Here is a 24,873-nt window from a genome sequence, read left to right as displayed (position 1 = left end):
ATTCGGGCCGCGCCGGGCCTGTCGGCCTTACCGGCTGCTCGTAGGGTTGGACTGGCCGATCACGACGATCCGCCCGCCATAGCGCGCTTCCCACGCCGCCAGATCGGCCATGTACTGGGCATAGCTGTCATAGAAGGCCTTGAACGGCGCTTCCAGCTTGGCCAGCCCGGCATAGGAATAGGCCTCGAATCCTTCGGGGGCGACGGCCTGCAGATCGGCGCTGACCTCCATCGCCGCTTCGCAGAACGCGGGGGTGACGGGCGGCAGGGCGAAGAAATTGTAGACCTGCGTCTGGTAGGTTTCGCGCGCCCGCGCCGCGTCCCGCACGGAAAGCTGGGTCTGGAAGCTGCGATCGATCTCCATATTGGCGTTGTCCAGGGCCTTGTCATACATCGTCAGGAACCGCTTGTAGCCGGCCAGGATCGGTGCCTGTTCGGGCTTGAGGCAATTGAGCGCGGCGACGTTATAGGCCGAGCGCAGGTTCCAGATGGTCTGGGTCGAGGAAATGCCGGTGTTGACGGTGTGGCGCTGGCCGTTGGCATCGATCGGCGGAATGGTGAGCGTATCGGGCGCGCCAAGCGGCGGCTGCGGCAGCGGCGGGATCACCACCACCGGCGGCGGCGGGGGCGGCGGCGGGGGCGTGGCGCACCCGGCCAGAAGCGCCATCGTCCCCAGCGCGGCACCGGCAGCCAGCCGGAACAGCCAGCCCCGGCCACCCTGTTGCTTGTCTGTCTCGAACGTCACTTCTGCACACTCCACCCGAACCATGGCCCGCATCGGCAGGCATCTTAACCTCAAGCCGCCCCAAAGCGAAAGCCCGGCGCGACAAACATCGCGCCGGGCAGGATAATACGTTGAATCTTTACAGAATATGATCCGGTTCGGGCAAATGCGACGAACCGGATCAGGGATAGATCGTCAGCGACGGTCGCCCAGGAAGCTCAGCAGGAACTGGAACATGTTGATGAAGTCCAGGTAAAGGCTGAGCGCGCCCAGCACCACGGCCTTGCCGACGAAATCGGTGCCGCGAAGCTGATAGTACTGATTCTTGAGCATCTGGGTGTCATAGGCGGTGAGGCCCGCGAAGATCAGCACGCCGAGCACCGAGATCACCAGTTGCAGCGCCGACGAGGCAAAGAACAGGTTGAACAGCGATGCGACGAGGATGCCGACCAGACCCATGATCAGGAACGTGCCGAAGCCCGACAGGTCCTTCTTCGTGGTGTAGCCATAGAGGCTGAGCCCCGCGAAGGCGGCCGCCGTGGCGAAGAAGGTGGTCGCGATCGAAGCGCCGGTGAACACCAGGAACAGCGACGACATCGACAGGCCCATGACCGTACAGAAGCCCCAGTAGAGCATCTGGAGGGTCGAGGTCTTCATGCGATTGACACCGAAGTTCATCGCCAGGACGAAGCCCAACGGAGCAAGGATGATGACCCAGCGCAGCGGCGTCGTCAGCACCTGCGCCGCGAACCCGGAGGTTGCGAACAGCAGCGCGACCACGCCGGAAAGCAGGACACCGGACGCCATGTAGTTGTAAATAGACAGCATATGCCGGCGCAGGCCCATGTCATAGGCTGCGCGACCGGCGGTGCGGCCGTCCAGGCTCGGGGACGCACCGAAGCCCGATCCAGGCTGGGGGTCGTTCCAGTTCGCCATTTAAAACTCCCTAACTACCCGCCGTGACGCACAATGCGCACTGGCGGTTGATGAGGAATATCGGCGCGACGGCCCCGGTTTTCAAGAAAAACCGGAAATGGCCATTTGTGTCAAAATGTGAAAAGCTGTCGCGGCATCATGCCTTGCGCGCTTCGGCCGCCATTTCGGCGTTGCGATCGCGCGATGCGGTCATCGCCGCCAGCACCACCGTTGCCAGCGCGGCGTCGGCATCAAGGACATTCATCCCCGCACGGGTCGATCCGCCGGGGCTGGCCACCATGTCCGCCAGCGCGCCGGGCGAATGAGGCGAGGCGGAGGCGAGCTGCGCCGATCCTTCGACCATCGCCAGCGCCAGCCGCCGCGCCTGCCCGGCCTCAAGCCCGAGCGCCTCCGCCCCCGCGCTCAGCGAATCGATGAAGCGATAGACGAAGGCGGGGCCACAGCCCGCCAGCGCGGTGACGGCATCGAACAGGCTCTCGTCCGCCAGCCATTCGGGCGTGCCCAGCGGGGCCATCAGCGCGGTCACCGCCGACCGGCCCAGCTCGTCCAGCCCGCGCGCGTCAAGCGCGATCGGCGATTTGCCGATGGCCGCCGCCAGGTTGGGCATGATCCGCACCAGTGCACCGGCTTCGGGGAAGCGCGCGGCAAGGCTGTCGAACTCGACGCCTGCCAGGATGGAAAACAGCACCGTTTCGCGCGTGGCCAGCGGTGCCAGCGTGGCCACCACATCGTCGAGCCCCTGCGGCTTGACCCCCAGCAGGATCGCGTCGAACCGGCCATCGGGCATGTCGCGCAGCAGCCGCACGCCGTCGGGCACTTCGGCGCGGAAGGGATCGACCACGGTGAACCGCGATGCCGGGATACCGCCCGCCAGCCATCCGGTCAGCATGGCCCCCGCCATATTGCCGCAGCCGACCAGAAGAATGTTTTGAAACCGGTCCATGGCAGGGTCCTTCACGCGATGAGGTGCAGCCCCTTAGGCTGGCCGCGCTCCGGTGCCAAGGGGGCGCTCAGGCCTCGCCGGCGGCATCCACCATCGCGGCGGCCAGCGCTTCGGCCGGGGTCTTGTCACCCCACAGGATGAACTGGAACACCGGGTAGAAGCGATCGCACTCCTCGATCGCGGCTTCGACCACCATCTGCGCGCGCGCCGGACCCAGCAGCCCGTCCTCGCCCAGCATCAGGCCGTGGCGGAACAGGATCACCGAACCGTTGGACCACATGTCGAAGTGGCCGAGCCAGAGCTGCTCGTTAATCAGCGCCAGCGCCTCATGAACGGCGGCGCGCTTGGCATCCGACACGCGGATGTCGGGCAGGCACAGCAGTTGCAGGACGCAATCTTCGGGACGCCAGATCGCCTGGAACTGGTATGTCGCCCAGGCCCCCTTCACTTCGGCCGAAATCTCGGCATCGCCGTTGAATTCATAGGGCCAGTCGCGCGCTTCGAACAGCGAAGCGAGCATTTCCACCGGAGCGGCGTCGTCGTCGTCGTGGTCGATGGTGTCCTCAACCGTCTTCATGTGTCGAACAGGCTTTCTCTCAACGGGTTCACCGTGGATCGTCGGTCAGGCTGTCGGGCACAATCCGGACGCGGGAATCGGCTGCGCAAAACTTCACAACCCTGTTCACAGCGTGTGGATAAAGATAACCGCAGGTTAATTCGGGGTGCCCGCGGGGCCGGCACGCAGGCTCTCAGTCGTCGCCAAGCTGGTCGACGACTTGCCCGGCGGGGCTGATCCAGACATGCGCGCCATCGCCGATATCCGCCTTGCGCGCCTGCGTCAGGAAAGTTTCGGCCGCCTTTTCGGTGGCGAATGGCCCGGCAAGAATGCGGTTGGTCTGCCCGTAATCCGACAGGAACGGCCCCTTGCCCTTGAACAGCGCCGACGCCTGCCGCGACATCCGCCGCCAGTCATAGGCGATCGCCGACTTGTCGCGCCCCACGCCCACCTGCACCCAGATGCGACTGGGATGCGCCGGCGGTGCGGGCTTTTTCACTTCCGGCTTGGGTTCCGGCTTCACGACGGGCCGCGCCGGGCTGATCCGCGAGATATCGACCGCCCCGGACACCGGCCCGGCCTTGAGCGTGGGCTTGTCGAGATCGGCGAAGATATCGGCAAGGCTTGGCGGTTGCGGCGCACGCGCCGCCGGTTGCGCAACTGCCGGAGCGGGGGCAGGCGGGGCAGGCGTCGCCGGAGCGGGCGAGGCCGGAGGCGTGCTGGCCGCAAGAGCAGGGGGAGCGGGGTTTGAAACGGCCGGTGGCACTGCGGCGGGCGCGGCGGCAGGCGGCAGTTCTACCGGTGCAGCGGCAACTGGCGCGGGTGTCGTTGCGACAGCCGGTGGCGGTGCGGCAGGCGTCAGCGCGGCCGGGGCCGGGGCGGACGTAACCGCCTCTGCGGAAGCGCGCGATTGCGGCAGACGGGCGAGATCGAAGCCCGGCCCTGCCTTGCGCGCTGGCGGCGTTGCCACGGCGACGCGCGGCAGTTCCACAGATGCGGGCTTGGCGGCGACAGGTGCGGGTGACGGGGCAGGCGCTGCGGCGGTCAACGCGGTCGCGGGCGGCAGTTCTACCCGGCGATTGACCGGCGGCAGTTCGCCGTTCGCGGCCAGGGTGACCGGCTCGGGCGCGGTGGTCGCGGTAGCGGGCTTGATCGGCGGTGGGGCGGTGCGGGCGCTCGCATCGGCCACGGCGGACAGTTCGCCGCGCTTCGTCGCCGCCGCTGCACTGTCCGCCCGCGCCTGGCGCGCGGCCTTCGCCGTCCGGGCCGAGGCTTTCTTCGAACCGCCAGACCCCAGCGGTTCGCCCTTGGGCACCAGCCCGGCGGCAGCCGCCGCCATGTGGCGGGGGAAGCCGCCCGCCGGCGTGATCGCCGCGATCCGGGTATCGTCGATGCCCACTTCGGCGGCACGCGGGAACTTGCCGAGGTTGGCCGCCGCCGCTTGCTGCGCGCGGGTCAGGCGCGGCATATAGCGCAGATAAGGGACGATCCGCTCCGCCAGCTCGCCGGGCAGGATCGTTTCCACCACCTGGGTCGCCTGCGGCACGTCGCCGCCGATCGCCAGCGCAAAGGCGCGGGTGCGCCAGGCCGGCTTGTCCTGCTGGCGCATCAACGGCATCAGCGTCAGTTCCGAGGCAGAAGCATCGCCGCCGATCGCCTGGCTCAGCGCCAGCCGCAGGCGCAGCCCGGCTTCCCCCGGCCCACCGCGCGGAGCCTGCGCGTAATAGCGCTGGGCGGTCAGGTTATCGCCGACGAGATCATAGGCCAGCCCGCGATCCGCCGCGATCTGCGCCGGTGCCGCCCCGGCCTTCTCTGCCGCATCGTAAGCCGCGATCGCGGCGACCGGATCGCCGCTGCCGGTCAGCGCGCCGGCCAGCCCGATCTTGATCTGGGGATCGCCCGGAGCGATCTGTTCGGCGCGGCGGTAGAAGCCGATCGCCGCCGCGAAATCGCCCATCGTGCTGGCGGCATTGCCGGCATCGAGGAGCGCGGCACTGTCACGAGGGTTGCGCCCCAGACGCGATAGCGCGGCGTTAAGAGCGGCAGAGCCCGCACCCGGCACCGGCTGCACCACCGGGCGCGACACCACCGGCGCGGTCTGCGCATGCACCCCGGCAGCGCCGAGCAAGGCACACACCGGCAGCGCCAGCCGACGCAGGGCAAGGGCGCGGCGTGCGCGCCTTCCGATGACTGCTGAGTTTCGCCGCACGCGCATAGCTACCCCGTCCGTCCTGCCTGCATCCGCCCTGCCGGCATCGGGCACCGCCCGGCCGCCCGCAAGGAAGCGGGAGCAGGCCAATCCCTCGCGCCTGCCCCCTGACATAGCCGTGATGAACGCCAGATTGCCTCAGCGCCGCCCCGCCCGGCCACCGGGAGGAGCAGCGCCGAGGCCGATCTGCCTACTGGTTGTTCTGCCGCCCGAGGAAGCGCGGGATGCTGAGCGAACCGCTATCGGCGTCGCCTTCTTCCGCCGGGGCCTGATCGGCCGTGGCCGGCTTGGTCCGCGACAGACTGGTCATCCGTTCGAACAGCGTGCTGCCGCCCGGAGCCGGGCGCGGCGGCGCAACCGCCGGGGGGGCATCGGGTTCGAAGCGCAGCTCGTCCTGGACGCGGCCATACGGCTGCGGAGCCGGTTCGGGCTGGATCGGAGCCTGAAGTTCCAGCGGCTCTCCCTGCGGCCGGCGCAGCCCGGTCAGGCTGGCGTAGCCGGCGGGCACGCCGTCGTCCGCGTCGTCATCCTCAACCCCGGACATTTCCAGGCCTGAGCCGAGTTCGAAGGCATCTTCCTGCGGGGCGGCAACCGGTGCCGGTTCCGGCGGCGGCGCATACTGCGCGACCGGAGCCTCGACCGGGGCGGCAGCCGGGGCCATCGCCGGGCGGACCGGGCCACGGCCCGCGCCGAACGCGGTGGGCCGGGCAGCCTGCGCCGCCATTTCCTCGGACTGTTCGATGCCGGTGGCGACTACCGAAACGCGGATCTTGCCCTGGAGATCGGGATTGAAAGCCGAGCCCCAGATGATGTTGGCGTCCGGATCGACCAGTTCGCGGATGTGGTTGGCCGCTTCATCAACTTCGAGCAGTTTCATATCGTCGCCGCCGATGATCGAGATGATGACCCCCTTGGCACCCTGCATCGACACGCCATCGAGCAGCGGGTTGGCGATGGCGCGTTCGGCCGCTTCGAGCGCACGGTTCGGGCCTTCGCCTTCGCCGGTGCCCATCATCGCCTTGCCCATTTCGCCCATGACCGAGCGCACGTCGGCGAAGTCGAGGTTGATGAGGCCGGGCATGATCATCAGGTCAGTGATCGAGCGCACGCCCTGCTGCAGCACTTCGTCGGCAAGCTGGAACGCTTCCTTGAAAGTGGTTTCGGCCTTCGCCACCAGAAACAGGTTCTGGTTGGGAATGACGATCAGCGTATCGACGTGCTTCTGCAGCTCCTCGATGCCCGCTTCGGCGGCGCGCATGCGGCGCGTGCCTTCGAACATGAAGGGCTTGGACACGACGCCCACCGTCAGCACGCCCTTGTCGCGCGCGGCCTGCGCGATGATTGGGGCAGCGCCGGTGCCGGTGCCGCCGCCCATGCCGGCGGCGATGAAGCACATGTGGACGCCGTCCAGCAGGCGGTCGATCTCGTCGAGCGTTTCTTCGGCGGCGGCGCGGCCCACTTCGGGGCGGGCACCGGCACCAAGGCCGCGGGTGATTTCGGGGCCGAGCTGCACGCGGGTTTCGGCGATCGCATTGTTGAGCGCCTGCGCATCGGTATTGGCGACGACGAAATCGACACCTTCGATCGCCGCGTGGATCATGTTCGCGATGGCGTTACCGCCGGCACCGCCCACACCGATGACGACAATGCGCGGACGAAGCTCCTCTATCGCCGGCGGTCCGATGTTAATGCTCATTTCGCTCTCCTGGCAGGCTCGTGCCGCAAGAATTTGTCCCAACAATGATCGGCGATGTTTGCACGCTTGGCGTCATCGACGCAAAGGATGTCACCCCCTTGTCCACAGCCCGTGTACTGCGCACGACGGAAAATGCCGCCGGATCGCCGCCCCCCCGGTGCGCGGCCGGGTTCGCGGCATGCAATCGTTTCGCACGACGGCACGGCGCGGCATCTTCAGAAGTATTCCCGCACCGCCTGGACCACCCGGCCGACCACGCCGAACGATCCGTAGCGGACGATCTTGTGCCGGTCCGCACCCAGCGTGCGGATATCGACGGGATCGGCAGCGGCATAAAGCACCAGTCCGGCCAGCGTCGCGAAGCCCGGCTTCACGTGCGCTTCGGCCAGCCCGGACAGATGCGGCACCCGGCCGATCCGCACCGGCTTGCCCAGAGCAGCCTGCGCATAATCGGCAAGGCCCACCAGTTCCGCGCCGCCGCCGGTGAACACCACCTGCTTGCCGCGCTGGCCGTTGAACCGCATGACCTTGAGCGCGCGGTTGATCTCGTCCATCAGCACGCCCAACTGGCTGGTGATGACGCCGATCAGTTCGGCACGCGGGATGCGGTTCTTCTCGTCGGCGTGGCGGGCCAGCGGGCCGGTCCCTTCCTCGCCCGGCGCGTTGACCGGGATCATCTCGCGGTGATCGTTCGGCGAGGCGACGGCGGAACCGCTGACGCACTTCAGGCGCTCGGCCTGATAGCGGCGGATGCCGAACGCCGATGCCACGGCGTCAGTGATGTCGGCCGAGCCGATCGGGATCGCAATCATCTCGCGCAGCATACCATCGCTGAACACGGATACGTTCGTGACTTCCGCACCGAATTCGATCAGCGCCACCCCCAGATCGCGCTCTTCGGGCGACAGGCAGGCATGCGCCGCCGCAATCGGCGAGCCGACCACCGCCTCGACATCGAGGTGCGCGCTTTGCACCGCTTCCGTCAGATTGCGGATCGGTGCGCCGTCGGCCAGCATCACGTGAATATCGACGCCCAGCCGCTCGGCGTGGAGGCCCTTGGGGTTGCCCACCCCGTGCGCGCCGTCCAGCCGGTAGCTGGCGGGCTGCGCGTGCAGCACCATGCGGCCATCGGGCTGGATCACGTCGCGCGCCGAAAACAGCAACTGGTCGATATCCTCCTGCTCGATCCGCCGCCCGCCGATCTCGGCCTCGACCTGGGCGATCTGGCTGGCGAGTCCGGCGCCGGAGCAGCCGATCCACACTTTCTGGACCGACAGGTTGGCCATCTTCTCGGCCCGGTCAATCGCGTCGCGCACTGCATAGGTCGCCGCGCGCATGTCGGTGACATAGCCGCGCTTGATGCCCTGGCTGGCGCGGTGGCCGGAACCGAGAACCACCATGTCGCCCATCTCGGTCACCCCGGCGATGATCGCGGAGATGCGGAAGGAGCCGATGTTGACCGCGCCGAACACGCGGGCACTGCGGGGCTGGGCCATTATTCCGACTCCTTGGTGGTGGACGCAGACACCGGTTCAGCGGCAGTGGCCGTGGCGGCGGCAACCTTGGCGCGCGATGCGGCCGCCTTTTCCTCTTCCTCGGCCTCTTCGCGGCCGGGAACCCGGAAATAGATGCGATCGCCGGCGCGCATGTCGAACGCCGCCACTTTGCCGCCAAGCAACCGGTTGGTGCCGTTCAGCCGCGCGAACGAGAGCAGCGCCGCGCCCGATTCCCGCTCGCCCTCCGGCAAGGCCAGCACCTGGCCGGTCTGGAAGGTCAGGTTCCAGCGCCGGTTGCCGATCCATTCCGCCTCGGCCACTTGCGGCTGCAAGGCGGGAGCGACGCGCAGCAGCCCCGACAGCGCGACCACCTGCTGGCCCGCGCCGGGCCCGGAAACGATGAGCTTGCCCTTGGCGTTGCGCGCGCTGACCGGGTCGAGTTCGGCCCCGGTCTCGTCGATCAGCACATAGCGGTCGGCCTTGCGCAGCACCGCGTGCGGGGTGCGCTCAACGATGTCGATCACCAGCGTATCGGGCAACTGGCGCGATACGCGCGCGTCCTTGACCCACGACAGCGCCAGGAGATCGGCCCGCAGGGCTTCCAGATCGACCAGCGGCATCGCCCGATCGCGCTGCGCCAGCGCCTTCTCGTAGATCTTCAGCTCATTGATGTTCTTCACCCCGCGCACTTCCACGCGGCGGACTTCGAACCCCGCCTGGCTGGCGATTTCGGCCATCTGGGTCTCGGCCACGGTCGGCACCCCGGCGGCGCTGGCAGCCAGCCACACCAGCACGGCGGCACCGCCCAGGATCGCGACCACGAAGATCCGGTGCAACTGCTCTTCGCTGAACGGCAGCATCGCCAGCAGCGCTTCCAGCGCCGATCCGGTCTGGCGGCGCGCCTGCTTGACGCGCGCCTTCTTGCCCTGGGCGGCCGAAGTCTTGCGGGCGCTTTGCGCCTTGCGCCGGATCGTGGTGCTCATCCTGCCCCCTGCCCTGCGGGTTCCTGCCCTGCCGGTTCCTGCGCTGCCGGTTCCTGCGCCGCCTTGTCGGCCAGCGCCTCGGCGATGATCGCCTCGACCAGTTCGGGATAGTCCATCCCGCAGGCCCGCGCCTGTTCGGGCACGAGGCTCAGCGGGGTCATCCCCGGCTGGGTATTGGTTTCGAGCAGGAACAGCCCTTCGATCCCCTGGCTGTCATCCCAGCGGAAGTCCGACCGGCTGGTGCCCTTGCAGCCCAGCAACCGGTGCGCCCGCAGCGCCAGATCCTTGCACGCCTGGGTGATCTCGTCAGGGATTTCGGCGGGGCAGATATGCTCGGTCAACCCGTCGGTATACTTGCTGTCGAAATCGTAGAACCCGGACTTGGGCCGCAGTTCGGTGACCAGCAGCGCGCGGTCTCCGATCACCGCCGTGGTCAGTTCGCGCCCCCGGATATAGGGCTCGGCCAGCAGACGGTCGAATTCCTGCCACGGCCCGCGTGCATCGCGGCTGATAGGGTTGCCGTAATTGCCCTCGGCGGTGACGATGGCGACGCCCACCGACGAGCCTTCGTTCACAGGCTTCAACACATAGGGGCGCGGCAGCGGATCGCGTTCGTAAAGCTCTTCGCTATCGACCATGCGCCCGCCCGGCATCGGCACGCCGTGCGGCACCAGCGCCTGCTTGGTCAGTTCCTTGTCGATGGCGATGACCGAGGTGACCATGCCCGAATGGGTATAAGTCAGCCCCATCAGGTCCATCATGCCCTGCACCGAACCATCCTCGCCCGGCGCTCCGTGGAGCGCGTTGAACACGACGTTCGGCGCGGCGGCGGCCAGCTTCTGCGCCACGTCCCGGCCCATGTCGATGCGGGTGACCTTGTGCCCCTTGCCCTCCAGCGCCTTGGCCACGCCTTCACCGCTCATCAGCGAGATCGGCCGTTCGTTCGACCAGCCGCCCATCAGGACCGCGACATGGAGTTTAGGCAGGGGCATCGTATGGCGTTCCACTAAATCAGACACTTGCATGACCTTCGTCATCCCCGCGAAAGCGGGGACCCAGTGCGAACTTCGCTGGCCAGGCACGAGCGGGAGATAGGTTCCCGCTTTCGCGGGAATGACGGAAGGGGTTGGGGCGGGAATTTGCGCGGATCGGGGTCACGGCCGTCCCACCCGCTGGATTTCCCATTCGAGCGTGACGCCCGAACTGTCCTTCACCCGACGGCGCACTTCCTCGCCCAGCGCCTCGATCTCGGTGCTGGTGGCATCGCCGGTGTTGATGAGGAAGTTGGTGTGCTTTTCCGACACTTGCGCGCCGCCCATGGTCAGGCCACGGCAGCCGGCCCGGTCAACCAGCTCCCACGCCTTGTGGCCATCGGGGTTCTTGAAGGTGGACCCGCCGGTCTTGGAGCGCAGCGGCTGCGAAGCCTCGCGGCTGGCGGCGATGCGGTCCATTTCGGCCTGGATCGCGGCGGGCTCGCCGGGGCGGCCCTGAAAGCGCGCCGACACCACGATCGCGCCTTCCGGCAGTTCGGAATGGCGATAGGTATAGCCAAGGTCGGCAGTGGCCAGCGTCACCAGCTCATCCGAACGCAGCACCACGTCGCAATCGACCAGCACGTCCTTGACCTCGCTGCCATAAGCGCCGCCGTTCATGCGCACGAACCCGCCGACGGTGCCGGGGATCGAACGCAGGAATTCGACGCCGGAAATCCCGGCATCGCGCGCTGTGGACGAGACCAGAATGCCGCTGGCCCCGCCGCCGCATTCCAGCACATGGCCTTCCCGCGCCGTCACTTTCGCGAAGGCTTTGCCCAGCCGCACCACCACGCCTTCAACGCCGCCATCGCGCACGATCATGTTGGAGCCCAGGCCAAGTGCCATAACCGGCACGGCCGGATCGAGATCGCGCAGGAACCCGCGAAGGTCATCAAGGTCGGCCGGCTCGAACAGCCACTGCGCCGTGCCGCCCGCCTTGAACCAGACGAGCGCAGCCAGCGGCGCGTTCGCGGTCAACTTGCCGCGGACACCGGGAAGTGCGCTGACGACCATCATCCTTGCCCTCCGTGGACGATGACGCACGTTGCAGGAGCGATCGTGCCGGTGGAGATACCCACCCCGCTGCGACTAACGCTTGCTCCGCAAGCGCAAGTCTCGCTCCCCTCCCGCTTGCGGGAGGGGTTGGGGGTGGGCCAGTTGCGCGCGCTCACACCGCCCTCCGCTGCCGGATCGCATCCGCCAACCCTGCCGCCCACTTGGTGATGTCTCCAGCGCCGAGGCACACCACCAGATCGCCCGGCTGGACGGTGGTTGCCAGGGCATCGGCCAGCGCTTCCGGCCCGGCGATGACCTGGGCCGAGCGATGGCCGCGATCCTTCATGCCCGCTACCATCGTATCGGAACTGACACCCTCGATCGGCTGTTCGCCCGCCGCATAGACCGGCGCGGCATAGACCACGTCGGCATCGTTGAAGGCGGCGGCGAAATCATCCATGTGATCGCGCAGGCGGGTGTAGCGGTGCGGCTGGACCACGGCGATGACCCTGCCCTTCACCCCTTCGCGCGCCGCTGCCAGCACCGCGCGGATTTCCACCGGGTGATGGCCGTAATCATCGATCACGCTGACGCCATCGACTTCACCGACCTTGGTAAAACGGCGCTTGACCCCGCCGAACTTGGCGAAGCCGGTGCGGATCACCGCGTCGGGGCAGCCCATTTCCGCCGCCACCCCGATCGCCGCGAGCGCGTTCTGGACGTTGTGGCGGCCCGGCATCGGCAGTTCGATCCCCTCGATCCGGCGGAACGAACCATCACGTTGGCGCAGCGCTACGTCGAAGCGGTTGCCGCCGGGGAACGGGATCACGTTCTCGCCGCGGATATCGGCCTGGGCGGAGAAGCCGTAAGTCACCACGCGCCTGTCGCGCACCTTGGGGATCACCGCCTGCACTTCGGGATGATCGATGCACAACAGCGCGCAGCCGTAGAACGGCACGTTTTCGATGAATTCGACGAAGGCGGACTTCACCTTGTCGAACGACCCGTAGTGATCGAGGTGTTCGGGATCGATATTGGTGACGACGGCGATCGTCCCGTCCAGCCGCAGGAACGATCCGTCGCTCTCGTCCGCCTCGACCACCATCCACTCGCTCTCGCCCAGCCGCGCGTTGGAGCCATAGGCGTTGATAATGCCGCCGTTGATGACGGTGGGATCGATCCCCCCGGCGTCCAGCAGCGCCGCCACCAGCGATGTCGTGGTGGTCTTGCCGTGCGTACCGGCCACCGCGACGGTGTTCTTGAGCCGCATCAGTTCGGCCAGCATTTCGGCGCGGCGCACCACCGGGATGCGGTGTTCCAGCGCATAGACGACTTCAGGATTGTCGCGCTTCACTGCCGTCGAGGTGACGACCACCGCCGCGCCCGCCACGTTTTCCGCCGCATGGCCGATCATCACCGCGATCCCGCGCTTGCGCAGGCCTTCCACCACATAGCCTTCGGCGATGTCGGAACCCTGCACCGAATAGCCCAGGTTATGCATGACCTCGGCGATGCCGGACATGCCGATGCCGCCGATGCCGACGAAGTGGATGGTACCGATGTCGGTGCCGACGCCTTTCACTGAATAGACTCCTTGGCCAGCGCCTCTCCTGCCGAGGCGGCGGGCGATGCGGTGGTGACGCGGATCACGTCCATGATCGGAGTGGCACCGAAGCTTTCCACCAGATCGGCCAGATCGCTGGCGGCGTTGGGATAGCCGCAGTTCCAGGCGCAGTGCGCGGCGTTGGCCAGCGCATCGGGGGCCTGCGCGATCGCCTGAATTTGCAGGCACAGGTCCTTGGCCATGCGCTGGTGAACTTCGGCCTGTTCGCTCAGCAGCCGGTTGCGCTTCTCTCCGGTGTGGGCGTCGGCGTCCTCGGTGGTGACCGGCGGCTGGCGGATCACCCGCGCCCCGCCGCCCGCCACCATTTCGCGCGCGTTGGCGCTCTGGTGATCGTCCATCGCATAGGGCAGCGGGATCAGCACGGCGGGGCGGCCCACGGCGGTCAGTTCGGCGATGGTCGATGCGCCCGAGCGGCCGATGAACAGGTGCGCGCCGGCCAGACGCTCGGCCATGTCCTCGAAATAGGTGCCCAGTTCAGCGGGGATGCCATGCTGGACATAGCGGGCGCGGACCCGCTCGATATCTTCGGCGCGGCACTGCTGAGTCACCTGCAGGCGGCTGCGCAGGGCCGAGGGCAGCATCGCCAGCGCATCGGGGACAACATCGGACAACACCCGCGCGCCCTGGCTGCCGCCGGTAACGAGGATGCGGAACAGGCTGTCTGCGGTGAACGCGGGAAACGGCGCATCGCGCAGCGCCAGCACATCGGCCCGCACGGGATTGCCGACCAGTGTCACCTTGTCAGCCAGCGCCGCGTCCAGCTTGTCGATCTGCTCGTAAGCGGTGGCGATGGCGCTGACCTTGCCGGCGAAATAGCGGTTCACCCGGCCGAACACCGCGTTCTGTTCGTGCAGAACGGTGGGGATGCCCGCCGATGTTGCCGCCAGCATCGTCGGCAGTGCGGGATAGCCGCCGAAGCCGACGACGGCGCTGGGGCTGAAGGTCTCGAAAAGCCGTAGCGCCATGCGCCGCCCTTCGAGCACGCCCCTGGCACCCTTGATCCAGACCAGCGGGTTCTTCCCCGCGATCCGCCCTTCGGGCAGGACATGCGCGGGCAGATAGTCCGGCTTGCCGGGGATCGCCGCGCCGCGACTGTCGGTGATGAGCGCGACATGATGGCCGCGCGCATGCAGTTCCGCCGCCAGCGCAAAGGCGGGTATCAGGTGTCCGCCGGTGCCGCCTGCGGCGAGCACGTAATGGCGGCTGACCGAAGTCATGCGATCTCTCCGATGTCGGTCAGCGAAAAGCGTTCGCGCCGGATGAACGGGTTGCGCCGGGTAATGGCGATGAGCAGGCCGATCGACAGGCACACCGCCACGGTGGACGATCCACCGTAGCTGATGAGCGGCAGGGTCATGCCCTTGGACGGGAAAAGCTTGAGGTTGACGAGGATGTTGATGAACGCCTGCCCGCCGAACTGCGCGGCAAAGCCGGTGCCGGCCAGCACCGTGAACAGGTCCTCCTCGCGCACCAGCCGCAGCAGCACGCGGGTGACCATCGCCAGATAGACGAGCACGATCACGGCGCAGGCGATCAGGCCGAACTCCTCACCGATGACCGAGAAGATATAGTCGGTATGCGCTTCGGGCAGCGCCATCTTGCGGGTGCCCATCCAGAACCCCGAACCCAGCCAGCCGCCGTTGAGCAAGGTGCGTTGCGCCAGATCGACCTGATCGTAAGCCGCGCCGCCGCCGAGGAACGCATCGATGCGGTTCCGGCCGTTGTCATAGGTGAAGTACATCAGAACGATGCCAAGCACGCCCACGCCGATGAACATGCCGATCCGCTTGAGCGGGATGCCGGCCAGCAGCACCATCACGAAGAACGTGCCGCCGAACAGCATCGTCGAACCGAAGTCCGGCTGCATCATCAGCAGCGCGCCGATCAGACCCATCAGCGCAAAGCAGAGGCCGATCACCGGGATCTGCGGATCGCGCGCGCGCCAGGACAGGATCCACGCCAGCAGGATCGGGAAGCCCGGCTTGAGGAATTCGGACGGCTGGAGCGATATGCCCAGGTTGAGCCAGCGGCGGGCACCGTTCACTTCCGAGCCCATGATCGGCACCAGCATCAGTGCCACCAGCATGCCGCCCGCCAGCAGGATACCGAACCGCCGCGCACTGTCCTTGGCCAGCGACGAAGCCCAGAACATCGCCAGCAGCCCCAGGAACTGCCAGCGCAAGTGCAGCGCGAAGAAATGCAGTTGCGAAAGCTTGTGTGCCGAGGTCGACAGGCGGCGGGCGCTGGCCGGCGATGCCGCCGCCACTGCCACCGCCCCGATCGCCATCAGGATCAGCGCCAGCGCCAGCAGCGGCCGGTCGATCTCCTGCCACCAGATCGCCAGCCCGCCACGCCGGTTGCGGTTGTAGCGCGGGACCTGCAGCGGTGCGGGTTCGGGGGCCAGCGTCGCCATCACGCCGCTCCCGGCGCGTCAGCCGCGCCGTCTTCCAGCAAGGCCTCGACGATCTGGCGGAACGCATCACCGCGCGCTTCGTAATCGCGGAACTGATCGAAGCTGGCGCAGGCGGGCGACAGCATGACGATATCGCCCGACACCGCCGCTTCCATCGCCTGGCGGATCGCCTCGGCCATCATCTCGCTGCGGTGGACCACGGTGTAAGGGGCCAGCAGTTCGGCAAAGCGGGGGCCGGCATCGCCGATGGTATAGGCGGCGGCGATATGGCCGAACCACGGCGCGCATTCGTCCAGGTCATCACCCTTGGGCAACCCGCCCAGGATCCAGTGGATGCGTGGTTCGGGGTTAGGTGCGAAGGCGGCGATGGCGGGGGCGGCAGAGGCCGGGTTCGTGGCCTTGCTGTCGTTGATATAGATGACGCCGTTGGCTTCGGCGACCCGCTCCATCCGGTGCGGCAGGCCGCGAAAGCTGCGCAGTGCCGGTTCCCATTGCTTGCGCTTGATGCCCAGCATCTCCAGCGCCGCCACCGCAACGGCGGCGTTCTGGAGGTTGTGCGGGCCCTGCAACGAGGGCCAGCGCGGCTGCAGGGCGGCAAGGTCGGCACCATCGACCACGCGCACCCGGCCCATCGCCCGGCGCGTCGCCTCGGCCTTGGCGATGCCGCGCGTCTCGTCGTCGCCATCGCCGAACACCGCGCCGTTCTGGGCAGACTGCATGGCGAAAAGCCGCGCCTTGGACGCTACATAACCGGCAAAGCCATCGTAGCGATCAAGGTGATCGGGGGTGAGGTTGAGCAGCACCGCCACGTCGCTGTCGAGGGTTCGGGTCAGGTCGATCTGGTAGCTTGACAGTTCGAGCACATAGACCCCGCCTTCGGGCAGCGGATCGGAACCCAGGATGGGCAGGCCGATATTGCCGCCCAGCAACGCCGGCACCTTGGCACATTCCAGCACATGGTGGATCAGCGCGGTGGTCGTCGACTTGCCGTTGGTCCCGGTGATGCCGACAACCCGGTGCGCCGGAAGGCTGGGACGGGCCTGCGCGAACAATTCGATATCGCCGATCACCGGCACTCCGGCGCGCGCTGCCGCTTCGGCGATGGGGTGGCGGTTCAGCGGTACCCCGGGCGAAACCACGATGCCGGCGCAGCCCGAAAGATCGGCCGCCACCGGATCGGCAAACTCGATCCGCGACCGGGCCTCTTCGTCCAGCCGCTCGCACAGCGCCTGGCGCGGCTCCTCGCGCGAATCCCAGGCCAGCACTTGCGCCCCGCTCGCCAGCAGCGTCTCCACGGTGGCCAGCCCGGACCGGGCCAGGCCGAGAACCGCGTAGCGTTTGCCGGCGAAGGCGGGGGAGACGATCACGCGGGCCGCCTCACCGCAGCTTGAGCGTGGACAGGCCGATCACGGCGAGGACGATGGAAACGATCCAGAAGCGGATGACGACAGTCGATTCCTTCCAGCCGAGCTGCTCGAAATGGTGGTGGATCGGGGCCATGCGGAACACCCGGCGGCCGGTGCGCTTGAACCAGAATACCTGGACGATCACCGAAACCGCTTCGAGCACGAACAGCCCGCCGACGATCGCCAGCACGATTTCGTGGTGCGCCGCCACCGCGATCGCGCCCAGCGCGCCGCCCAGCGCCAGACTGCCGGTATCGCCCATGAACACCGCTGCGGGCGGGGCGTTGAACCACAGGAAGGCGAGCCCCGCCCCCATGATCCCGGCGCAGAATATCGCCAGTTCGCCCGCGCGGGGCACATGCGGGATGCCAAGGTAGCCGGCATAGTCGGCACGCCCGGCAAGGTAGCAGATGATGGCAAAGGTCAGCGCGGCGATGATCACCGGGAACGTCGCGAGGCCGTCCAGCCCGTCGGTCAGGTTCACCGCATTGCCCGCGCCGACGATCACCACGGCGGCGAAGACGTAGTAGAACGGCCCCAGCGGTATGTAGTGGTTGCTGAGGAACGGCACGTAGAGGTTGGTGTTGAGCTGGCGCACGATGATCCACGCGGCGATGCCCGCCACCACGAATTCGAGCAGCAGCCGCACCTTGCTCGACAGGCCGGCATGGTGGCGCTTGGTCACCTTGTCGTAGTCGTCGAGGAAACCGATCGCGCCGAAGCCGATGGTGACGGCAACGCAGGCCCACACGAACGGGTTCTTGAGGTCCATCCAGAACAGCATCGAGCCGACCAGCGCGGTCAGGATCATCAGGCCGCCCATGGTGGGCGTGCCGCGCTTGGCGAGATGGGTCTGCGGGCCGTCAGCGCGGATCGGCTGTCCCTTGCCCTGGCGCACCCGCAGCATCGAGATGAAGCGTGGTCCGATCAGCAGTCCGATCACCAGCGCCGTCATCATCGCGGCGCCCGAGCGGAAGGACTGATAGCGGAACAGGTTCGTCAGGCCCTCATAGTGAAACCATTGAGCGAGGAGATACAGCATCTTGCGGGGGCGACCCCTACCCTTCCTGGTTGCTTAGAGCAGTGACGAGGGCAGACAGTCCCACCGAGTTGGAACCTTTGACGAGGATCGCGTCTTCGCGTTCCAGGCCGAACGTCCGCACGGCTTCGAGTGCTTCCTTCGCACTGTTGCATTGGGCGAAAGGCACGGCTTTGCCAAGCGATCCCGCCCCCGTTTTCCCCGGTTCCCCGGCCGCCAGCGCCTCTGCCAGCGGGGCCATCTCGTCCCCCACCAGCACCGCGAAATCGATCCCGGCATCGGCGATCGGCTCGGCCAGCGCGGCGTGGTATCCGGGACCGTGGCGGCCCAGCTCCTTCATCGCCCCCAGCACGGCGATACGGCGGCGCGCCGGAGTGCGGCCAAGCTGCGCCAGCGTGGCGCGCATGGAGGCCGGATTGGCGTTGTAGCTTTCATCGATCAGCAGCGCGCGCCCGGCGGTATCGCCCTCGCCCACCGCGATTTCGATCCGCGCCCCGCGCCCCGGCAAGCCGTCCATTTCGGCCAGCGCGACGCCCGCCGCGCCCAGATCGCCCTTGACCGCGCGCACCGCCGCCATGACCGCCAGCGAATTCATCACCTGATGCTCGCCCGGCGCGGCCACGGTGTAGCACACCCGCCGATCGCCCATGTCCACCGTGACCAGCGAGCCGCCGCCCAGTGCCGGCACCGCATCGAGCAGGCGGACATCGGCATCACGGGCCTTGCCGAACGACACGACCGCTGCCCCGCAAGCCAGCGCCGCATCGCGCAAGCGGCGGAAATGGGGATTGTCGGCCGGGATCACGGCGGTGCCGCCCTCTTCCAGCCCTTCGAAGATCTCCGCCTTCGCATCGGCGATCGCCTCTTCCGAACCGAGCATCTCGATGTGGGCGGGAGCGATCGTGGTGATGACGGCCACGTTGGGCCGGACCTGACGGGTCAGCGCGGCGATTTCGCCGGCGTGGTTCATCCCCATCTCGAAAATGCCGAACCGCGCGCGCGCCGGCATGCGGGCCAGGCTCAGCGGCACGCCGACATGGTTGTTGTAGCTCTTGACCGACCGGTGGGCATCGCCGTGCGAGGCGCGATCGAGCGCGGTGAAGATGGATTCCTTGACTCCGGTCTTGCCGACCGAGCCGGTCACCCCGATGATCGGCCCGCGCGCGCGCAGCCGCGCCGCCGCGCCCAGGCGTTCGAGCGCTTCGGTGGTATCGCTGACCAGTACGTGGGGGCCCGCCACCGGCCGGTCGACCACCACTGCCACCGCGCCCTTGGCGAACGCCATCTCGACGAACTTGTGGCCGTCCATGCTTTCGCCCTTGAGGGCAAAGAACAGATCGCCCGGCTGTACGTCGCGGCTGTCGATCTCCACGCCGGAAACGGTGAAATCGGCGTTGGCGGTGCCGCGCACCGCCCGCGCAATCGACAGAGCATCCCACAGGACGCCGGGATTGTCCTCCAGCGCTTCGACCGGCCATTCGAGGATGCGGGTAAACGCGTTCATCGTCCAGTTCCTCCCAGCGCGCCCGCCATTTCCCTGGCGACGCCAACGTCGTCGAAGGGCAGCACGCGCACGGTGGCGCCGCTGCCGATGATCTGCCCCTGTTCGTGCCCCTTGCCGGCCACCAGCACGATATCGCCGGAGCGCGCCGCGGCGATAGCCGCGCCGATTGCCTCGCGCCGGTCGCCGATCTCGCGCACCGCGCCGTCAGCGGCGGCGGTCATCCCGGCCAGCACCATCGCGCGGATCGCGGCCGGCTCCTCGCCGCGCGGGTTGTCGTCGGTCACGATGGAAAGGTCTGCCCCGACCACCGCCGCCCGGCCCATTTCCGGCCGCTTGCCGGTATCGCGATCACCGCCCGCGCCGAACACCACGATCAGCCGCCCGACAGGACCGACATGGGGGCGCAGCGCGGCGATGGCGGCTTCCAGCGCATCGGGGGTGTGGGCGTAATCGACATAGACCGGCGCGCCGGCCGCGCTGATCGCGGCGCGTTCCAGCCGCCCGCGCACGGTCACCAGCCGCTTCATCGCATCGAAGGTGGCATCGGCGTCCCCACCGGTCGCCAGCACGAGCCCGGCCGCCACCAGCGCATTAGCGGCCTGATAGGCCCCGATCAGCGGCAGATCGATCTTGCGCGCCTTGCCGGCGTGCTCGACCTCCAGCACCTGCCCCAGCCCGCCCGGCGTGCGGCCCAGCAGGCGCACGCCCTCGCCCTTCACGCCCACCGTGAACAGCGACAGGCCGCGTGCCGTGGCATGGGCAATGGCCCGGTCGGACCATTCATCGTCGGCCCAGACCACCGCCGTGCCGCCATCGCCGACCACTTCATCGAACAGCCGCATCTTGGCGGCGAAGTAGTCATCCATGGTCGCGTGGTAATCCAGGTGATCGCGCGACACGTTGGTAAAGGCACCGGCCGCCACGCGCGGCCCTTCGATGCGGAACTGCGAAAGACCGTGGCTCGACGCTTCATAGGCGACGTGCGTGATGCCTTCGCGGGCAAGGCCGGTGAGGTTGGAGAGGAAAGTGGCGATATCGGGGGTCGTCAGCCCGGTAGAGACGCTCTCGTCGCTGGTGGTCACCCCCAGCGTGCCGATCGAGGCGGCCCGGTGGCCGGCCATGCGCCACAACTGGCGGGTCAGCTCGACGGTGGAGGTCTTGCCGTTGGTACCCGTCACCGCCACCAGCGTTTCGGGCACCGGCACGAAGAACTGCCCGGCAAGCTGCGCGAACATGCGGCGCGGCTCCGCGCTCGCCAGATGGACCGCGCCGTCCACTACCGCCTCGGGCCGGGCGACGATTGCGACCGCGCCGGCCTTGACCGCATCGGCGATGAAATCCTCGCCGTTGAAGCGCGCGCCGACGAAGGCACCGAACACGGTGCCGGGCGCGACCTTGCGATGGTCGATGGCGAACCCGGTCACTTGCGCTTCGGCAGAGGCGGGCAGCGGAATCCCGGCGGCGGCGGCAAGGGCGGCAAGTTTCATCAATCGTTCCCTGAACCGTGCGGGATCAGCGGCAGCAGATCGGAGATATCGATATCGCGGGTGTTGTCCGGCATGATGCCCAGGATCGGCCCGATCCGCGGCACCACGCGGCCCACTACCGGGGCCGCATTCCAGGCGGCAGTGCGCTGGAACGAGGTCGCCTCGGTGCCCTGCGGTTCGTCCATCGTGGCGACGACCACATAGCGCGGCTTGTCCATCGGGAAAGCGGCGGCAAACGTGGTGATGAGGGAATGCTTGCGATATCCGCCGACGCCCGGCTTTTCCGCCGATCCGGTCTTGCCACCGATGCGGAACCCTTCTGCATTGGCCTTTCGACCGGTACCATAGACCACGATCATGCGCAGCAACTGCCGCAGCCGCGCACTGGTCGCGGGCGAGAAAACCTGCCGCCCGGCGGGCACATCGGCGGGATCGAGCTTACGCAAGGTGGACGGCCGCCACACGCCGCCATTGACCAGCGCGGCATAGGCGCTGGCGAGGTGCAGCGGGGTGACCGCAACGCCATGCCCGAACGACACCGTCATGGTGCGCAGGCGCGGCCATTCACCCTTGGCCCAGATCGGGAAACCGCGCGCGGGCAGTTCGATGGATGGCCGCTGGTTGAACCCCAGCGCCTCCAGCTTGGCCTTGAGCCGCTTGCCGCCCAGTTCGTCGCCGATCTGCGCCGAGACGATGTTGGACGAGTGGATCAGCGTTTCGGGGACATTGAGCGAGGAGCCCATGTTCTCGTCATCGTGGATGGTGAACCCGGCGATATGCAGCGGCGCGGCGGGCCAGCGGCGACCAAGATCGGTGATCGTGCCGGCATCGAGGGCAGCGGCGACAGTGATCGGCTTGAAGGTGGAGCCCAGCTCATAGACCTGGTTGGTCACCCGGTTGAAGCCATGCGGCACTTCGCCCATGCGCGCCTGTTCGGGCGAGATCATCATGTCGGTCGGCTGGACCCGGTTGGGATCGAACGAAGGCAGCGATGCCAGCGCCAGCACTTCGCCGGTATCGACATCAAGGACCACGCCGGCCGCGCCCTTCGCCGCCGACAGCTTCATGCCCCGGCCCAGTTCGTCTTCCAGCGCCCCCTGTACTCGATAATCGATCGACAGCACTGCCGGCTGACCGCGCCCGTCGGCCGAGGTCAGTTGCTTGTCGAACGCCTGCTCCATGCCGACCTGGCCCTTGCCGAAGCTGTCGACATAACCCAGCACATGCGCCGCCATCGATCCTTGCGGGTAATAGCGGGTGGCCTCCTGCGGATATTCCAGCGCCGGCTCGCCCAGCGCATGAACGCGGTTCGCTTCTTCGGGGAGGATCGACTTGCGCAGATATTGCGCCTTGCCCGAAGCCAGCTTGGCGGCGGTTTCAGTCACGTCGAGATCGGGGAAAATGCGATGCAGCCCTTCGGCCACCTCGCGCGGGGAATGGATCAGGGGCGAACCCTCGGTCATCGCGCGGGGGTTGTACCACAGCGAATAGACGCGAAATTCGCGCGCCAGCGGCACGCCCTGGCGATCGACGATCTCGGCCCGCTGCGGCAGCAGGGCATCTGCCGGATTGAACGCCGGGGCAGCGGCACCGACCAGCCCCAGCCAGGTGATGCGCGCCATCGCACACACCCCTACGATGGTGAAGCCCGCCAGCACCCACAGCGTCCGCCACTTGGCCACCAGCAGCGCCCGCTGCCGCACGTTGGCCAGTTTGCGCCGTCCGCCCGAAACCGTCGTCGGGATCGAGAGGCCACCATGGGCGGTGATGGCGGAGTAGGCGTTCACTGCTGGCTGGCTTGCGGCAGTTCGATGCGCGCCAGGCGCTGGGAAAGGTTGGCCGCATCGCGGGCGAGCTTGCGGCGTTCAGCCGCCTCGGGCCCGTTCACCGTCGCCGCCGCTGCCGAAGCGCCGGTCACCGGCGAGACCATCGCCAGCAACGAATTGCCGGTATCCTTCTCGGGCGCTGCAGAGCCGTCATCGTGGGCATAGAGCAGCGGCGCGGGGGCGTTCGGGCCCACCGCCTTGCCCAGCGCCAGCAGTTGCCGTTCGCCTTCCAGGTACTGCTCGGCAGTCGGCGCACCGTAGCCGAACTCGACATCGTTGAGCAGCTTGAGCTGCTGCTGGTTGGAGCGGGTCTGGAATTCGGTTTCGAGGAAGGCGATGTCCTGCTGCACCGCGACGATCCGCTTGTCGGCCTGATGGACCTGGCTCTTGACCGCGTTCACCCGCAGCGTCAGCGCCACCGTCAGCACGAAGCACACCAGCAGGATCGTGGCCCAGCCGATCGAATAGACGCGGTCTCGGGTGAGGTTCATGCGGCACTCCTCTGATCGCGGGGCCAGTGATCGCGGGGGGGAACATCGGTCCTGACGGCGCTGCGCAGCGTGGCCGAACGGGCGCGCGGATTGGCCTGCACTTCGGCCTCGCCGGGGCGCACGGCCTTGGCGACCTGCGCGAACACGGCCTGACGGGGCGGCGCGGCCTGCGGCAGGTGGCGCGATCCGGCGGAGGTTACGGCCGACGCATCGCGCAGAAACTGCTTCACCTTGCGGTCTTCCAGGCTGTGGAACGTCACCACCGCCAGCCGCCCGCCATCGCGCAGCAGCGTTTCCGCCGCACCCAGCCCGGCGTCCAGTTCGTCCAGTTCGCCGTTCACGTGGATGCGGATCGCCTGGAAGCTGCGGATCGCCGGGTCCTTCTGAGCCCCTCCCTTGCCCTTGTAGGCCGGATTGTACCCCAGCGCCTTGCGCACCACGCGGGCCAGTTCGGCGGTGGTGGCGATCGGGCGGGCGGCGACGATGGCACGGGCGACCCGCCGCGACTGGCGCTCATCACCATACAGGAACAGCACGTCGGCAATCGCAGCTTCGTCCGCCTCATTCACGAAATCGGCTGCCGAAGGGCCGTTCCGGCTCATCCGCATGTCGAGCGGGCCGTCAGCGCCGAAGGCAAAGCCGCGCTCCGCCTGATCGAGCTGCATGGAACTGACGCCGATATCCATCACCACGCCGTCGACGCTCTTCACCCCCGCCTGAACCAGCGCATCGACCATTTCGGAGAAGCGACGGGGGTGCAACACGAGGCGCGGCGGATTCTGGGCGATTTCCGGCCATTTCCCCGGATTGTTATGCACAGCCGCAATCGCGTCCGGATCGCGGTCGAATGCGTGCACCGTGGCCCCGCTGTCGAGCAGGCGGCGGGTGTAGCCGCCGGCACCGAACGTGGCATCGACGATGACGTCGCCGCCCTGGGGGTTCAGGGCGGCGACGACCTCCTCCAGGAGGACGGGAACATGGGGGGCGGCACCCTCGACGCCGCTCACTTGCGCTTCGCCTTCGCGGTTTCCTGCGCCACCAGCGTATCGCAGGCGACCTGGGCGACCTTCCAGGCGTCGCCCATCGTCTTGAGGTTGTCCGGGCTCCACACCGTGAAGAAGTTCACGTTGCCGCGGAAATAGAGCGTGTCGGTCACATTGCCGATACCGGCCAGTTCGGGCGGAAGAACGAAGCGGCCGCTATCGTCGAACGGCACCTCAAGCGCGGTCATGATCGAATCCGCCAGCAGCTCGCCATCGAAATCGTTGCGGCCGGCACGCAGGGCATTGTCGCGCAGCTCGTCGAGTTCGGCCTTGAAGTTATCCGCGCGCGAGCGGCCGAAGCCGATCAGGCAGGGCCAGCGATCGTGGCTGGCCAGACACACCACGTTGCCACCGCTCGATTCCCGAAGCGTGGCGCGGAAGCAGTTGGGCAACACAAAGCGGTTCTTGTCGCGAAGCAGCGACAAGCCCTGTCCTTTGTAATTGATCGATTGCGCCGCCACTTGCCCC

General features: G+C 67.7%; 21 protein-coding genes. All 21 read right to left on the bottom strand.

Translation table 11 applies throughout. The features are described from left to right. Window positions 1-27: 27 nt before the first annotated feature. Window positions 28-777: a hypothetical protein gene (locus tag IE122_RS03240; RefSeq protein WP_229813682.1), complete on the bottom strand. Its 750-nt coding sequence runs from the start codon at window positions 775-777 to the stop codon at window positions 28-30. Window positions 778-918: 141 nt separating this feature from the next. Beyond that, window positions 919-1,659 (bottom strand): Bax inhibitor-1/YccA family protein, encoded by a 741-nt coding sequence (locus IE122_RS03235; protein ID WP_189619613.1) that lies wholly within the window; start codon window positions 1,657-1,659, stop codon window positions 919-921. Window positions 1,660-1,795: 136 nt separating this feature from the next. Beyond that, window positions 1,796-2,602 (bottom strand): pyrroline-5-carboxylate reductase family protein, encoded by an 807-nt coding sequence (locus tag IE122_RS03230; RefSeq protein ID WP_189619612.1) that lies wholly within the window; start codon window positions 2,600-2,602, stop codon window positions 1,796-1,798. Window positions 2,603-2,669: 67 nt separating this feature from the next. Beyond that, window positions 2,670-3,179: a type III secretion system chaperone family protein gene (locus IE122_RS03225; RefSeq protein ID WP_189619611.1), complete on the bottom strand. Its 510-nt coding sequence runs from the start codon at window positions 3,177-3,179 to the stop codon at window positions 2,670-2,672. A gap of 172 nt (window positions 3,180-3,351) precedes the next feature. After that, entirely contained in the window at window positions 3,352-5,295 is a 1,944-nt protein-coding gene (locus IE122_RS03220; protein WP_229813680.1) for a tetratricopeptide repeat protein, read from the bottom strand. Window positions 5,296-5,557: 262 nt separating this feature from the next. Further along, window positions 5,558-7,063, bottom strand: coding sequence for a cell division protein FtsZ (ftsZ, locus tag IE122_RS03215; RefSeq protein ID WP_189619610.1), 1,506 nt, complete (start codon window positions 7,061-7,063; stop codon window positions 5,558-5,560). A 215-nt stretch (window positions 7,064-7,278) separates the two neighbouring features. Beyond that, the gene (ftsA, locus tag IE122_RS03210; protein ID WP_189619609.1) at window positions 7,279-8,559 is read right to left on the bottom strand and encodes a cell division protein FtsA; all 1,281 of its coding nucleotides are present in this window, start codon (window positions 8,557-8,559) and stop codon (window positions 7,279-7,281) included. Next, window positions 8,559-9,542, bottom strand: a complete 984-nt coding sequence (locus IE122_RS03205) for a cell division protein FtsQ/DivIB (RefSeq protein WP_189619608.1) — start codon at window positions 9,540-9,542, stop codon at window positions 8,559-8,561. Before IE122_RS03205 ends, ftsA begins: the two co-directional genes overlap by 1 nt. Continuing rightward, window positions 9,539-10,534, bottom strand: a complete 996-nt coding sequence (locus IE122_RS03200) for a D-alanine--D-alanine ligase (protein WP_189619607.1) — start codon at window positions 10,532-10,534, stop codon at window positions 9,539-9,541. The genes IE122_RS03205 and IE122_RS03200 overlap by 4 nt, the downstream gene beginning before the upstream one ends. Window positions 10,535-10,696: 162 nt before the next feature. Then, entirely contained in the window at window positions 10,697-11,593 is an 897-nt protein-coding gene (murB, locus tag IE122_RS03195; protein WP_189619606.1) for a UDP-N-acetylmuramate dehydrogenase, read from the bottom strand. 151 nt (window positions 11,594-11,744) lie between these two features. Beyond that, complete coding sequence (gene murC, locus IE122_RS03190; RefSeq protein ID WP_189619605.1) at window positions 11,745-13,154, bottom strand: UDP-N-acetylmuramate--L-alanine ligase; 1,410 nt, start codon at window positions 13,152-13,154, stop codon at window positions 11,745-11,747. Then, the gene (murG, locus tag IE122_RS03185; protein WP_189619604.1) at window positions 13,151-14,413 is read right to left on the bottom strand and encodes an undecaprenyldiphospho-muramoylpentapeptide beta-N-acetylglucosaminyltransferase; all 1,263 of its coding nucleotides are present in this window, start codon (window positions 14,411-14,413) and stop codon (window positions 13,151-13,153) included. The genes murC and murG overlap by 4 nt, the downstream gene beginning before the upstream one ends. Then, a complete protein-coding gene (locus IE122_RS03180; RefSeq protein ID WP_189619603.1) occupies window positions 14,410-15,609 on the bottom strand; it encodes an FtsW/RodA/SpoVE family cell cycle protein in 1,200 nt (399 codons plus the stop codon). The genes murG and IE122_RS03180 overlap by 4 nt, the downstream gene beginning before the upstream one ends. Beyond that, a complete protein-coding gene (gene murD, locus IE122_RS03175) occupies window positions 15,609-16,976 on the bottom strand; it encodes a UDP-N-acetylmuramoyl-L-alanine--D-glutamate ligase (RefSeq protein WP_189619602.1) in 1,368 nt (455 codons plus the stop codon). Before murD ends, IE122_RS03180 begins: the two co-directional genes overlap by 1 nt. 10 nt (window positions 16,977-16,986) lie before the next feature. Then, window positions 16,987-18,057, bottom strand: a complete 1,071-nt coding sequence (gene mraY / locus IE122_RS03170; protein WP_189619601.1) for a phospho-N-acetylmuramoyl-pentapeptide-transferase — start codon at window positions 18,055-18,057, stop codon at window positions 16,987-16,989. A gap of 16 nt (window positions 18,058-18,073) precedes the next feature. After that, the gene (locus IE122_RS03165) at window positions 18,074-19,558 is read right to left on the bottom strand and encodes a UDP-N-acetylmuramoyl-tripeptide--D-alanyl-D-alanine ligase (protein ID WP_189619600.1); all 1,485 of its coding nucleotides are present in this window, start codon (window positions 19,556-19,558) and stop codon (window positions 18,074-18,076) included. Continuing rightward, window positions 19,555-21,045, bottom strand: coding sequence for a UDP-N-acetylmuramoyl-L-alanyl-D-glutamate--2,6-diaminopimelate ligase (locus IE122_RS03160; RefSeq protein ID WP_189619599.1), 1,491 nt, complete (start codon window positions 21,043-21,045; stop codon window positions 19,555-19,557). The genes IE122_RS03165 and IE122_RS03160 overlap by 4 nt, the downstream gene beginning before the upstream one ends. After that, window positions 21,045-22,832: a peptidoglycan D,D-transpeptidase FtsI family protein gene (locus IE122_RS03155; RefSeq protein WP_505830951.1), complete on the bottom strand. Its 1,788-nt coding sequence runs from the start codon at window positions 22,830-22,832 to the stop codon at window positions 21,045-21,047. Before IE122_RS03155 ends, IE122_RS03160 begins: the two co-directional genes overlap by 1 nt. Continuing rightward, entirely contained in the window at window positions 22,829-23,362 is a 534-nt protein-coding gene (locus IE122_RS03150) for a hypothetical protein (protein ID WP_189619598.1), read from the bottom strand. The genes IE122_RS03155 and IE122_RS03150 overlap by 4 nt, the downstream gene beginning before the upstream one ends. After that, a complete protein-coding gene (gene rsmH / locus IE122_RS03145; protein WP_189619597.1) occupies window positions 23,359-24,369 on the bottom strand; it encodes a 16S rRNA (cytosine(1402)-N(4))-methyltransferase RsmH in 1,011 nt (336 codons plus the stop codon). The genes IE122_RS03150 and rsmH overlap by 4 nt, the downstream gene beginning before the upstream one ends. Continuing rightward, the gene (locus tag IE122_RS03140) at window positions 24,366-24,830 is read right to left on the bottom strand and encodes a division/cell wall cluster transcriptional repressor MraZ (RefSeq protein ID WP_229813678.1); all 465 of its coding nucleotides are present in this window, start codon (window positions 24,828-24,830) and stop codon (window positions 24,366-24,368) included. Before IE122_RS03140 ends, rsmH begins: the two co-directional genes overlap by 4 nt. Between the last annotated feature and the right edge of the window lie 43 nt (window positions 24,831-24,873).

It is taken from the genome of Novosphingobium colocasiae (assembly GCF_014652555.1).
Lineage (GTDB): Bacteria > Pseudomonadota > Alphaproteobacteria > Sphingomonadales > Sphingomonadaceae > Novosphingobium > Novosphingobium colocasiae.
The sequence above is the reverse complement of the archived record's forward strand: the minus strand, read 5'-3'. Positions and strand labels throughout refer to the sequence as shown.